Origin of the sequence: Sphingomonas larreae (assembly GCF_051400595.1) — a bacterium.
Lineage (GTDB): Bacteria > Pseudomonadota > Alphaproteobacteria > Sphingomonadales > Sphingomonadaceae > Sphingomonas.
Genome location: NZ_JBLFFI010000002.1, coordinates 317,527 through 330,240 on the forward strand (window position 1 = coordinate 317,527; position 12,714 = coordinate 330,240).

At 70.7% G+C, this 12,714-nt stretch carries 12 protein-coding genes; 5 read left to right on the plus strand and 7 right to left on the minus strand.

The annotated features are described in order from the left end of the window. Positions 1-13: 13 nt before the first annotated feature. A complete protein-coding gene (locus ACMGDM_RS09710) occupies positions 14-703 on the minus strand; it encodes a glutamine amidotransferase (RefSeq protein ID WP_436803931.1) in 690 nt (229 codons plus the stop codon). A gap of 204 nt (positions 704-907) precedes the next feature. Between ACMGDM_RS09710 and ACMGDM_RS09715 the strand changes: the two genes are divergently transcribed. The 4 genes from ACMGDM_RS09715 (at position 908) to ACMGDM_RS09730 (ending at position 5,497) form a co-directional block, all read left to right on the plus strand. Further along, positions 908-1,414: a 2Fe-2S iron-sulfur cluster-binding protein gene (locus tag ACMGDM_RS09715; RefSeq protein WP_436803932.1), complete on the plus strand. Its 507-nt coding sequence runs from the start codon at positions 908-910 to the stop codon at positions 1,412-1,414. After that, the gene (locus tag ACMGDM_RS09720) at positions 1,411-2,400 is read left to right on the plus strand and encodes an FAD binding domain-containing protein (RefSeq protein ID WP_436803933.1); all 990 of its coding nucleotides are present in this window, start codon (positions 1,411-1,413) and stop codon (positions 2,398-2,400) included. Before ACMGDM_RS09715 ends, ACMGDM_RS09720 begins: the two co-directional genes overlap by 4 nt. Then, complete coding sequence (locus tag ACMGDM_RS09725) at positions 2,397-4,736, plus strand: xanthine dehydrogenase family protein molybdopterin-binding subunit (RefSeq protein ID WP_436803934.1); 2,340 nt, start codon at positions 2,397-2,399, stop codon at positions 4,734-4,736. The genes ACMGDM_RS09720 and ACMGDM_RS09725 overlap by 4 nt, the downstream gene beginning before the upstream one ends. Before the next feature lie 74 nt (positions 4,737-4,810). Then, entirely contained in the window at positions 4,811-5,497 is a 687-nt protein-coding gene (locus ACMGDM_RS09730; protein WP_436803935.1) for an AcvB/VirJ family lysyl-phosphatidylglycerol hydrolase, read from the plus strand. Between the two features lie 100 nt (positions 5,498-5,597). On the opposite strand, the gene ACMGDM_RS09735 is transcribed toward ACMGDM_RS09730, so the two are convergent. The 6 genes from ACMGDM_RS09735 to ACMGDM_RS09760 are packed head-to-tail and all read right to left on the minus strand — an operon-like array spanning position 5,598 to position 10,622. Then, entirely contained in the window at positions 5,598-7,019 is a 1,422-nt protein-coding gene (locus ACMGDM_RS09735; protein WP_436803936.1) for an efflux transporter outer membrane subunit, read from the minus strand. Then, positions 7,016-7,906 (minus strand): efflux RND transporter periplasmic adaptor subunit, encoded by an 891-nt coding sequence (locus ACMGDM_RS09740; RefSeq protein ID WP_436803937.1) that lies wholly within the window; start codon positions 7,904-7,906, stop codon positions 7,016-7,018. Before ACMGDM_RS09740 ends, ACMGDM_RS09735 begins: the two co-directional genes overlap by 4 nt. 5 nt (positions 7,907-7,911) lie before the next feature. Then, positions 7,912-8,136 carry a DUF1656 domain-containing protein gene (locus ACMGDM_RS09745; RefSeq protein WP_436803938.1) on the minus strand — a complete coding sequence of 75 codons (225 nt, stop codon included), beginning with the start codon at positions 8,134-8,136 and terminating at the stop codon, positions 7,912-7,914. Then, complete coding sequence (locus ACMGDM_RS09750) at positions 8,133-9,518, minus strand: FUSC family protein (RefSeq protein WP_436804258.1); 1,386 nt, start codon at positions 9,516-9,518, stop codon at positions 8,133-8,135. The genes ACMGDM_RS09745 and ACMGDM_RS09750 overlap by 4 nt, the downstream gene beginning before the upstream one ends. Further along, positions 9,518-10,165 carry an FUSC family protein gene (locus ACMGDM_RS09755; RefSeq protein ID WP_436803939.1) on the minus strand — a complete coding sequence of 216 codons (648 nt, stop codon included), beginning with the start codon at positions 10,163-10,165 and terminating at the stop codon, positions 9,518-9,520. Before ACMGDM_RS09755 ends, ACMGDM_RS09750 begins: the two co-directional genes overlap by 1 nt. Positions 10,166-10,169: 4 nt before the next feature. Continuing rightward, a complete protein-coding gene (locus ACMGDM_RS09760; protein ID WP_436803940.1) occupies positions 10,170-10,622 on the minus strand; it encodes a MarR family winged helix-turn-helix transcriptional regulator in 453 nt (150 codons plus the stop codon). Positions 10,623-10,756: 134 nt separating this feature from the next. On the opposite strand from ACMGDM_RS09760, the gene ACMGDM_RS09765 reads away from it, so the two are divergent. After that, complete coding sequence (locus ACMGDM_RS09765) at positions 10,757-12,706, plus strand: putative bifunctional diguanylate cyclase/phosphodiesterase (protein WP_436803941.1); 1,950 nt, start codon at positions 10,757-10,759, stop codon at positions 12,704-12,706. The last annotated feature ends 8 nt before the right edge of the window (positions 12,707-12,714 follow it).

The window sequence follows — 12,714 nt, forward strand, 5'->3', positions numbered from 1 at the left end:
TGCGTTCGTCCTGCTACAAAGCGGACAACCAGCCGGCGACCACCGCAGTGGCGGCATTTCGCAACGCCGCATCGTGCGCCGCGGCATCGCGCGCGAGCGTCGCCGGATCGATCGCGGCGTCGTGCAGCTCGGCGGCATGGCCGCTCAGCCAGCGCTCGATCGCATTCGCTTCCAGGTGGAATTGCAGTGCCAGCACCGCTTCGCCGACGGCAAAGGCCTGGTGACGGTAGGCGGCGGTGGACGCCAGCAGGGTGGCACCGGCCGGCAGGTCGAAGGTGTCGCCATGCCAGTGTAGCACCGGCTGCCCCCGGCCGAGCACCTGAAGCGGAGAGGCGGCGCCCGCCGCGGTGAGCGCGACCGGCGCATAGCCGATCTCCTTGGTCGCGCCGGGATAGACCGCGGCGCCGAGCGCGCAGGCAATGAGCTGCGCGCCCAGGCACACGCCCAGCACTGGTCGCCGTGCCGCCAGTCGCCGCTGCAACACGTTCAGCTCGTCGTCGAGGAACGGGTATTGCTCGGTCTCATACACGCCCATCGGCCCGCCGAGCACGATCAGCAGGTCGTCACCATCGGGGTCGATCGCGGCGTTCGTCGCGCTCGCGTCGACGTAGCGGACATCATAACCGGCAGCCTCGAGCGGCGCCGCGAAATGGCCGAGATCCTCGAATGCGATATGGCGGATCGCGACGGCAGCTTTGCGCACGGGAACAACTCCACGACGAAGCGCGACCGGCGGACGACTCGCGGGCTCGGCGTTGGCTGTCTTAGCGCCCCGCCAGACGCGCGCCATAGCAAGGCGCGGACGCGCCCGAGCGAGCGACGTACGTCGCAAAATAGCGCGTGGGGCCGTAACTTGGTGTAAGTTAATCAGGTGTCGTCGCGTCGAACGAGAAGGGGACAAGCTTCCATGCCGCTCATCATCAACGGCACCGAGGTCGCACCGCCGGACGATCCGCGTGTCTCGCTGCTCGACCATCTCCGTGAGACGCTGCATCTCACCGGCACGAAGAAGGGCTGCAACCAGGGCGCTTGCGGCGCATGCACCGTGCTGGTCGACGGCGAGCGGATCCTCTCCTGCCTCGCGCTCGCAATGCAATATGAGGGTCGCAGTATTACCACGATCGAGGGGCTCGCGGGCGAGGATGGGCTTCACCCGCTACAACAAGCCTTTATCGAGCATGACGGGTTCCAGTGCGGCTATTGCACGCCGGGCCAGATCTGCTCCGCGATCGGCATGGCGGCGGAGGCGAACCGCGGTGTGCCGAGCCATGTCAGCGCCGACCTTAATGCGCCGGTCACGCTCACCCGCGAGGAAGTGCAGGAGCGGATGAGCGGCAATCTGTGCCGCTGCGGCGCGCACAACGGGATCGTCGACGCGATCCGTGCCACCGTCGCGGCGGAGTGGGCGGCATGACCCCGTTCCGCTACGCGCGTGCCACTGACGCGGCCGAGGCGCTGCGGCTCGGTGCGGTGAACGCCACGGCCTATCTGGGCGGCGGCACCAACCTGGTCGACCTGATGCGCGAGACCGTGGCCCGGCCCGACGGGCTGGTCGATGTCACCGGTCTCTCCGCCGCGATCGAGGAAACCGACGGCGGCGGGCTGCGGATCGGCGCGGCCGTGCGCAACACCGCGCTCGCCGAGCACCGCATCGTCCGCGAGCGCTATCCGATGCTGTCGCGCGCGATCCTCGCGGGCGCCTCGGCACAGATCCGCAACATGGCCACGGTCGGCGGCAACCTGCTCCAGCGCACGCGCTGCACCTATTTCTACGACACCGACGGATCGCGCTGCAACAAGCGCACCCCGGGCCAGGGTTGCGACGCACGCGACGGCTTCACCCGCATCCATGCGGTGCTCGGCGCGTCCGCGGCATGCGTCGCGACGCACCCAAGCGACATGTGCGTGGCGCTCGCCGCGCTTGACGCCTCCGTGCACGTGGCAGGTGCCGAGGGCGCGCGGATCGTGGCGTTCGCCGATCTCCACCGTCTGCCCGGTGACGCGCCTGAGCGTGACACGGTCCTCGCGCCGGGCGAGCTGATCATCGCGATCGAGCTGCCCGCCATGCCGCTGGCGGCGCGCTCGACTTATCGCAAGGTGCGCGACCGCGCGAGCAATGCCTTTGCGCTGATCTCGGTCGCCGCGGCGCTCGAGCTGGACGGCGATCGCGTGGCCGACGTGCGGGTCGCGTTCGGTGGCGTGGCGCACAAGCCGTGGCGCGCGCTGCGGGCGGAAGAGGCGCTGCGCGGCGGCCCGCCGACGTCGGAGGCGTTCCACGCCGCTGCGGCGCTGGAGTTCGCCGACGCCGCGCCGCTGCGGCACAATGCGTTCAAGCCGGCGCTGGCGGGGCGGACGCTCGCCGCGGTGCTGGGCGATCTGGCCAAGGGAGAGGCGGCATGAGCATCGTCGACACGGTCAAGCAGAGCGCCCAGGGCCTGGTGCAGGGCGCGATGACCAAGCTGGTCCCGCTCGCGCCCGACAGCTGGATTCCCGGCGGCGTCCCCGATCCGCTGATCCAGCACAAGCACGGGCTGATCGGCGCGGCGGTGTCGCGTCTCGACGGACCGCTCAAGGTCAAGGGCGCGGCGCCGTTCGCGGCGGAGTTCCGCTTCGACGACATGGCCTATTGTGCCTTGGTCTATGCCACCATCGCGCGCGGACGCATCACCGCGATCGACGCCGCCGCGGCCGAGGCGGCGCCCGGCGTGGTGCTGGTGATGTCGCACGTCAACGCGCCCCGAATGAACAAGCCGCCCGCGTTCGGCTCCACGCCACACGGCGTCGGGCCGGCCGATCTCCCGATCTTCCAGGACGATCGGGTTCATTGGAACGGCCAGCCGATCGTCGCGGTGCTGGCCGAGACGCAGGAACAGGCCGACCATGCCGCCGCGCTGGTCGAGGTCACCTACGCCGCCGAGCCCTCGACCACCTCGCTCGAGGGCGCCAAGGCCAACGGCATCGCGCAGGGCCTGTTCATGGGCCAGCCTTTGCTCAACGAGATCGGCGACGCCGAGGGCGCGCTGGCGCGGGCCGCGGTCAGGGTCGACGCGGTGTATCGCACGCCGCGGCACAACCATAACCCGATCGAGCCCCATGCCGCGACGATCGCCTGGGTCGGCGACGAGCTGGTGATCCACGACGCCAGTCAGATGGTGACTCAGCAGGCGCAGACGATCGGCGAGGTGTTCGATCTCACCCCCGAGCAGGTGCGGCTGACCTCGCCCTATGTCGGCGGCGGGTTCGGCAGCAAGGGGCTGTGGGACCATCAGGTGATCGGCGCCGCCGCGGCGAAGATGTCCGGGCGCCCGGTGCGGATCACGCTGTCGCGCGAGGGCGTGTACCGCGTCGTCGGCGGCCGCACGCTGACCGAGCAGCGCGTCGCTATCGGCGCCAGCGCGGAGGGCCGGTTCGAGGCGCTGATCCACACCGGCCTGTCGGTGATGTCGCCGCACAACAACATGCCCGAGCCGTTCATCCTCGGCACGCGCGCCGGTTATGCCTGCCCCAACATCCGGCTGCAGGTAGAGGTGACGCAGATGAACATGCTCGCCAACACCTTCATGCGCGCGCCGGGCGAGGCGGTCGGTACCTTCGCGCTCGAGTCGGCGATAGACGAGCTGGCGGTGGCGCTTGCGATCGACCCGGTCGAGCTGCGGTTGCGCAACGAGCCCGACAAGGACCCCACCACCGGGCTGCCCTTCTCGTCGCGCCACATCGATCAGGCGTGGCGCGATGGCGCCGCACGCTTCGGCTGGTCGCACCGCGGCGCGCCGGGCGCGCGGCGCGAAGGCGAGTGGCTGGTCGGCACCGGCTGTGCCACGGGAACCTACCCTTATTACCGCATGCCCGGCGCCGAGGCGCGGATCACGCTACGTCGCGACGGCGACGGCGTGCGCGCACTGATCGAGGTGGCCGCGGCGGAGATGGGGATGGGCACCTCCACGACCACCGCGATCGTCGCGGCCGAGCGGCTCGGCCTGCCGCTCGACCGCATCGAGGTCGCCTATGGCGACTCCGCCATTCCCGGCGCGATCATGGCGGGCGGGTCGCAGCAGACCGCGGCGATCGGTGCGGCGGTGATCGCCGCCCACAACGCTTTGGTGGCCGAGCTGCTGACGCTGGCGGGCAACGACTCGCCGCTCGCCGGGCTCGCGGCGGGCAACGTCGGAAGCGAGGACGGCGGCCTCGCCAAGCTCGACGACGCGGCGCGGCGCGAGAGCTATGCCTCTATCCTGGCGCGCGCGCAGCGCGACAGTGTCACGGTCACCAAGGCCGGCACGCCGCCGCTCGAGCTGATGCACTGGTCGATGCACTCGCACAGCGCGCTGTTCTGCGAGGTGAAGGTGAATGCGGTGACGGGCGAGACGCGGGTCAGCCGCTTCCTCGGCGCGTTCGACTGCGGGCGCATCCTCAACGCCAAGACCGCGGCGAGCCAGTTCCGCGGCGGCATCGTCATGGGGCTGGGCCTCGCGCTGATGGAGGAGACTCAGTTCGACGAGCGCAACGGCCGGATCATGAACCCCAGCCTCGCCGAATATCACGTGCCGGTGCACCTCGATGTGCCCGAGATCGACGTCATCTGGACCGACATCCCCGACCCGCACACGCCGATGGGCGCGCACGGCGTCGGCGAGATCGGCATCACCGGCGTCGGTGCGGCGGTGGCCAATGCGATCTACAATGCCACTGGCCGGCGCGTGCGCGACCTGCCGATCACGCTGGACAAACTGCTATAGCGTGGCGGTCGGGCCGACGCGCCGCGCCGCGCCAGGAAGGAGCTGCGCGCTCCGCCTTCTGGCGCGGGGTTCGGGTGACGCTGGTCAGCTCGGCCGTCGTCTGCGTGGCGGTGGCGGCAGCGGGCTATTTCGACCGCGACGCGGTGCACGTCTATCCGGCAGCGGCGCCCGTGCACGATGTCGCGGTGGTCAATGTGTCGGGCGACATGGGGCTGCGTTTCCTGCTCGGCGCCTCCACCTCGCGCGGGCTGACCGAGCATCATGTGAACGTGGTGGGCATCGCATCGCCCGTGTATTTCCGGCGCCGGCGTACACGCGCCGAGGCCGACGGCTTCATCGCGGAGGCGGTGCGCACTGCGCTGGCGCGAACCGGCGCGCGCCGGCTGGTGGTGATGGGCCAGTCCTACGGCGCCGACATCGTCCAGACCGGGATGGCGCATCTGCCGGCCGAGCTGCGTGCGCGTGTGGCGGGGATCATTCTCGTGCTACCCGGCGACGCGGTCTTCTATCGCGCCGACCCGACCGGCTGGGCCTATCGCGGCACGCCCGACAGCGTCGCGGTGACGACTGCGCGCACGCTGACCTGGACGTCGCTCACGTGCATCTACGGAGCCGAGGAGGACGACAGCCTGTGCCCACTGCTCGACCTGCCCAACCTGCGCAAGGTGGCCATGCCGGGCGGGCATAATATCAACCATGACGCCGACGGGCTGCTGCGCCACGTGCTGGCGGCGGTGGGGCGGGCCGAGGCGGCGAGGTAAGTAGGCTTCAGAGCCGCTACCCATCTCCTGCCGTCATCCTGAACCAAGTTCAGATGACGGCGGTGTGTTTGAGGATCACCGTATAAGTCGCGGCCCGGCACTACGCCTCCCAGCCGCCGCCCAGCGCGAGGAAAAGCTGGACCTGATCCGCCGCAAGCCGGCTGTCCGCCGCGGCGAGCGTCTGCTCGGTGCCGATCAGCGTCCGCTGCGCGTCGAGGACGGGGAGGAAGCCGGAGCGCCCCGCGGTGAACAGCCGCTCCGAGTCTGCCGCCGCCCGTGCCGCCTGCGCCCGCGCCTGCGCCAGCGCCGCACGCCGATCGAGGTCACGCGCGTAGACGGTGAGCGCAGTCTCGGTCTCGCGCAGCGCTGCCAACACGCTGCCGTCGAAGCGCGCCACCGCGGCGTCGGCCTCCGCCCGCGCGCCCCCGATCCGTGCGCGGACGCGGCGGCGGTTCGGGAACTCCCAGCTGATCAGCGGACCGAGCGAGAATTTGTACGTGTCACCGGCGAAGGCGTTGCTCAGCAAGCCGACCGAGCCTGCCGAGGCGCCGAGCGTCACGCGCGGGTAGAGCGCTGCCTCGGCCACGCCGATCCGCGCGGTGGCGGCGTGAAGCAGCAGTTCGGCGCGGCGCACGTCGGGGCGGCGGCGCAGCAGCGCGGCGCCGTCGCCAATCGGGATCGCGCGGTCGAGCCGCGGTTCCTGCGTGCAGGTGGCCACCGCGGTGTCGAACGCGGCCGGCGGCTGCCCGGTCAGCGTGGCGAGCCGAAAAAGCGCGACCTGCCGCGCCGCCAGCAGCGTCGGCAGGGTCGCCCGCACCTGCTCCTCCTGCGCACGCGATCGGGTCGCGTCGAGCGAGATGCCGCGCCCGGCGCGCACCAGCCGCTGCGTCAGCGCGGTGGTGCGCTGCTGGAGCGCCAGCGCGCGCTGCGCCACGCCGATCTCGCGCCCTGCCGCGCAGGCGTCGACATAAGCGCTGGTGGTGTCCGCCACGACGGTCACCTTGACGGTGTCATAGGCGGCGCGGGTGGCGGCCACATCGGCACTGGACGCCTCGACCGCGCGGCGCACCTGCCCGGCGAGGTCGAGCTGGTAGGACACGCCGACCCGTGCCGAATAGACCGGGGAGGAGGGCAGCGCGGCCCCCGGGAGCAGCTCCTCCTCGGCCGAGCGTTGCGCATAGCCGGGCGCGGCCTCGATCTGCGTCTGCGGCGTGCGATCGGTCGCGGCGAGGTCCAGCGCCGCCTGCGCGCGGGCGATGTTGGCGCTTGCGATACGCAGGTCGGTGTTGTGCGCGATCGCCGCGGTGACCAGCCGGTCGAGCAGCGGGTCCTGGTAGAGCCGCCACCAATTGTCCGGCAGCGGCGCCGGGGTGAACGCCGCCGAGCTACCACTGACGAAGGCGCCGGTCGCGCTCGGCCGCTCGCTCAGCGCGCTGGCGGGACGGTGATAATCGAGGCCGGCGGCGGCACATCCGGCGACCAGCGCGGCGAGCAGCGCGGGGGCGAGGCGGGCCGAGATCATGCGCGATGCTCCCGCTGCGGAGCGGTGGCGGGAGGCACCACCTCGACCGTGGCGGTGCGCCCGACCACCAACGCGGTCCCGCGCGGCACCCGGTCGATCGTGACGCGCACCGGGATGCGCTGCGCCAGCCGCACCCAGCTGAAGGTTGGGTTGACGTTGGCAAGCAGGTTGGCGCCGGCGCTGCGATCGCGGTCTTCGATGCCGCCCGCGATGCTCTGGACGTGACCGGTCATTGCGCCGGTGTCACCCATCAGTCGCACCCGCACCGCGTCGCCGACATGGATGCGCGGCAGCTTGGTTTCTTCGAAATAGCCGATCACGTGGAGCGAGGCCCGGTCGATGATCGCGAACTCGGGATGTCCAGCGCTGGCATAGTCGCCCGGGCGCAGCTCCAGGTTGGTCACCGTACCCGCGACGCCAGCGCGCACCAGCGTCCGCGCAAGATTGAGCTGGGCGGTGTCAAGCGCGACGCGTGCCTGTGCCAGCGTGGCCTCAAGCTGCGCCGCCTTGGCGAGGCTCTGTTCGCGCACCTCGCCCGCGACCAATTCGCCGAGCGCGCGATCGCGCCGGGCCTCACGGCGCGCCTGCGCGAGCTGAACCTGCTGCGCCGCGATCGCGGCGCGCGCTTGTGCTACCGCAAGCCGGTAGCGCGGCCGGTCGACCTCGAAGAGGGGCGTGCCCGCGGCGACCGGCTGGTTGTCGCGGACATAGACGTGCGTGACCAGCCCCGAGACGTCGGGGGCGACCTGCACCACGTCGGCGCGGACGCGGCCGTCGCGGGTCCAGGGTTCCTCCTCATAATGAGACCACAGCCGCTGCGCCGCCAGCGCCGCCAGCGCGACCACGGCCAGCGTCACGGCGACGCGGATGATGACGGTCGTTCGCATAAGTCCTAGCCGAAGAGAGCGGCGGGGGCGGCGCCGCCGATTAGCGCGGCGCAGGCCGCCCAGAGGATGACCGTCAGCGCGACGTCGAAGAGGCCGCGATGCCAGACGAAGCGGTAGACGACGAGCCGCGCGAGTGCCCAGCCGATCGTCTCGGCGGCGACGAACGCGAGCATCGCAGCCAGCAGCAGCGGATGGACGTACACGCCGGCCAGGTCGATCTCGCCGCTCATGCCGCCGCCTGTCCGTCGCGCCACGCCGGCGCCGAGGGGAAGAAGTTGCGACGCAGTCCGGTCAGCGCGGCGAGCCGATCGCGCGGGCGTGGCGTCTCGGTAAGGGCGGCGGCGATGGCGCTGTCGAGGCGGACCAGCAAAGCGTCGTCCTCCATCGTGGGGCCGCCGCGTTCCCGCGCGCGGTAATGCGCCGCGACGCCGCGGCGGAGCGGCGTGAGCCGGTCGGCCGCGAGCGGATCGGATGTTGGAGCGAGCTGCGCCAGGTTCACACCGACACGCAGGTCGCGCAGCGCCGCCATGCCGGCATCGCGCTCGCCCGCCTCGAGATCGCCGACCCGTGCGGCGAGCAGGCCGACGCGATCAAGCATGCGACTCTGCCAGCGCGACAGCGCGCGCTGATGGGGTCGCATGGCGAGATCGGCGAGCTCGCGCCAGCCGGCGCGACGCAGTCGGCGCAGCGCGGCTCCGGCGCCGAGGCTGCGGAACAACCGCGTCGCCACCATCGCCGCGGCGACGCCAGCGAGTTGCGCGATGCTGCCGTTGAAGAAACCGGCAGCGTCGGCGCTGAAGCCGTTGGTGAGCGCGAGCCCGCCGGCGAGCCCGATGAGGAGCGGCATCATGCGGCCATACCAGCGCGGCAAGGCCATCAGCGCGCCCGCCACCAGCAGCACCGGCGCGAGCACCAGCGCCATCGTCTCGAAGCTATGCACCCTCGGCAGCAGCGCGAACAGGTACAGCGCGGTGAGCGGCAGCGACACCGCCGTCCAGATCAAGAAACCGCGCTGTGCGGGCACCGGATCGTCGAGCGTAGCGAAGAAGCAGCACACCACCGCCGCGATCATCGCCGCGACCGCGCCTTCGGGCCAGGCAGTGGCGATCCAGAACGCGCAGCAGGCGAGGATCGCAACGAAGGTCGCTGCGGCGGAGAGCAGCGCGAGCGGAAGGTCGCGGTGCAATGGTCGCCCTCGCCGTGCATGCAGCAGCGCGTTGACGCGCTCGGGCGGCGCCGCGACGGGGTCGATCGCCTGTGCCGCGATCAGCCGCGCGCCGTCGAGCGCGTCGATTAGCTCGTGCAAGCGGTCGAGCAGATTAGCGACCAGCAGCGCGTGCCAGTCGCTGCCATCGTGCGTGGCGATCAGCGCGGCGCAGCGCGACCCCATAGCCCCCGGCGTGGCGGAGCCGGTGTCGCGCGCCCACGCCCGGATGTCCTCGATCAGCGCGGCGACCGCGGGTGGCATCCTTCCCTCGGCCACGACGGCCTGGATCCGGTCTTCCACTGCCGACACCAGCGGGAGCAACAGCACGAAGCGGTCCTGCAGCGCGCTCAGCACTGCGCGCGTCGGGCGCACGGCCGCGGTGTCGAACGGCACATGGGTGGCCATCACGTGCAGCTCGGTGACGTCAGCGGCGAGCCGGCGACGCTCCTGGTCGGTGTGAGCCGGCGACGCTCCTGGTCGGTGTGAGCGGGCGGCACTGGCGCGAGCGCGTCCGCGATCCAGCGCTCGGCCTCGTCGAGCAACGTCCGCACGCGCGTGCCGAGCAGGCGCGAGACGCTGCGCGGCCACACCGTGGCATGAACCAGCGCGGCGCAGACCACCCCGATCCCGATCTCCTGCGCACGCAGCACCGCAACGTCGAAGATCGCCTCTGGATTGCCCACGGTGGGGAAGCCGATCAGCGCCGCGGTGTAGCCGGCCAGCATGAACATGTACGACCGCGGTGTGCGGTCGAGCAGCGAGACGAACTGGCACAAAGCGACCCAGCCGGCGAGCGCAAGCGACAACAACACCGGCGCGTCGACGAACAGCGGCACTATCACCACCGCCGCGCTGGCACCGACCATTGTGCCAAGCAGCCGGAACACCGCCTTGGAGCGCACCGCCCCGCTCAGCGGCTGGCTGGTGATATAAACGGTCGCCATCGCCCAGAACGGTCGCTCCAGCCCGAGCCCGAACGACACGAACAGCGCCGCCATTGCGGCGACGAAGCAATTGGCCGAAAAGACGAGTTCGCGCACGCCGATCCGCACCGCGTCACACCTCGTCGCTGGTGCCGAGCGCGAGGGCCAGCCGCTCGAGCACGGCGGTGGCGGTGGCCAGCTCGTCCGCACTGATACCGGCGAACAGGACGCTGCGTACCTCGGTCGAGCGCACCTCCGCGGCCTCGGCGAGCGCGCGTCCGGCGGCGGTCAGATGAATCGTTCTGGCGCGCTTGTCGCCGGGATCGACGCGACGCTCGGCGAGGCCCGCGCGCTCGATCTGGTCGAGCATCGGCACCACGGTTGGCGGTTCGACGCCGAGCTGCTCGGCAAGCATGCCCTGGCGCACGCCATCCTCCATGCGGCCGAGGAGCATGACCGCCAGCGCCGACGAGTGCGACAGCGACAGATCGGCCAACGCGCGATCGAGGTGGCGGCGGTAGAGCCGCGCAAGCGGAACGAGGAGTGTGGTTAGCCGCCGCGCGGCGAGGGCAAGATCGTCGTCCACAACAAAAGTAGATAGCTATCTATCTAAATGGCGGCAAGAGAAGTTCGGTCGGCCCGGACGGCTCTGTCGCGACCCGAGCCTTGGTTAAGGTGGGTCTTTAGGGGACGTAGATAGTTGACCCTTATGAGGAAGTTATGGCGCGTTTGATTCAACGGCTGCGGCAGCTGCGCCACTCGGACGAGCGGATCACCGCCGAGGTGCGCGCCACGCTGGTGGAGTCGCTCTACGCGTCGCCGCAATCGTTGGTGATCGGGGCGCTGACCAGCAGCGTGATCGCCGCCGTCGTCGCTTCGGTCAGTCGCGACCTCGGACTGGCGATATGCGCGCTCCTCATCGCGGTGGTCGGCGGTATCCGCAGCGTCGATGCGGTGCGGCTGCACCGTCAGCGCACGGCCGCCGGCGCGGCTGGGGCGGTGCGCCGGCAGGAGGCGGGCTATCGGCTCGCCGCCTTGAGCTATGCCGGGCTGCTCGGCCTGTTCGGGCTGCTCACGCTCGCGCACACGAATGACGGCGTGTTGCAGCTGCTCGCCGTCACCACCGCGATCGGCTATGCCGCCGGGATCGCGGGGCGCAATGCCGGCCGCCCGCTCATCGCGCTGAGCCAGCTGTGCGGCGCGTCGCTGCCGCTGGTACTGGGTCTGCTCGTCGCTCTGGATCCGCTCAAGACCGTCCTCGCCGTCGTGATCCTTCTCTTCGTCGTCGCAATGATGGAGATCACGCTCCAGACTTACGAAGCGATCCTCCGCGCGGTGGTCGTCTCGCACGAGAAAGCGGCGCTGGCCGAGCACAATGCGACGATGGCGCGGCGCGACGATCTCACCGGCCTTGCCAATCGAACTGCCTTTCGCGAGCAGTTCGAGGCGCAGCTTCGGGCGCTCGGCGGCGGCCGCTCGCTGGCTCTGCTATGGCTCGATCTCGACCGCTTCAAGGAGGTGAACGACACCTACGGCCATCTCGCCGGCAACGCGCTGCTGGCGACTGTCGCCGACCGTTTGCGGCGCGCGTTCGGGGGTAGCTGTGTTGTCGCGCGCCTCGGTGGCGATGAGTTCGCCATCACCTGTGCGATCGAGCATGCGGACGAGGCGGTGGCGCTCGGGCAGCGCTTGCTTACGGTGATCGGCGAGCCCGCACAATGCGACGGTCACCGGCTGCGCAGCGGCGGCTCGGTCGGGGTCGCGATCGCGCCGCGTGACGGCACCGATGCCGACACGCTGCTCAAGAGCGCCGATCTCGCGCTGTATCGCGCCAAGGAGAGCGGGCGCGGCCAGCTCTCGGTCTACGAGCCCGCGATGGACGAGAAGATCGCGCGCCGGCGCCAGCTCGCCGCAGAGCTTCATGGCGCACTGGAGCGCGGCGAGTTTCACATGGTGTACCAGCCGATCTTCGATCTCGCGGGCGAGCGCGTCAGCTCGTGCGAGGCGCTGCTGCGCTGGACCAATCGCCATCATGGTGTGGTGTCGCCGGCCGAATTCATCCCGCTCGCCGAGGACAACGGCCTGATCGTCACCATCGGCGATTGGGTGCTGCACCAGGCCTGCCAGGCCGCGCTGGCATGGCCGGCCGAGGTGTCGGTCGCGGTTAATCTTTCACCGATCCAGCTCCGCGCGGTTGATTTGCCGGCGCTGGTAAGCGGCGCCCTGCAGGCGAGCGGGTTGCCGCCGCGCCGACTGAGCCTGGAAGTGACCGAATCGGTGTTGCTGGACGACGTGGAGGCGTCGCTTGCGGCGCTGCGCGCGCTCAACCGCCTTGCGGTCCAGACCACGCTCGACGATTTCGGCACGGGTTATTCGGCGCTCAGCTATCTCGCGCGCTTCCCGTTCCAGACGCTCAAGATCGACCGCTCGTTCATCGCCGACCTGGATCACAGTCCGGCTTCAATCGCGATCGTGCAGACCGTCGTCGATCTCGCGGCGCAACTCGGCATGCGCACCGTTGCCGAAGGCGTCGAGACCGCGGCCCAGCTCGACCAGCTGCGCCGCACCCGCTGCGATGCGGTGCAAGGCTATCTGCTCGCGCGGCCGATGCCGGCGGACATGGTCGCCGCCATGTTCGCCGGCACCTTACGCCGCGCGGGGAACGGCTGAACCCGAAC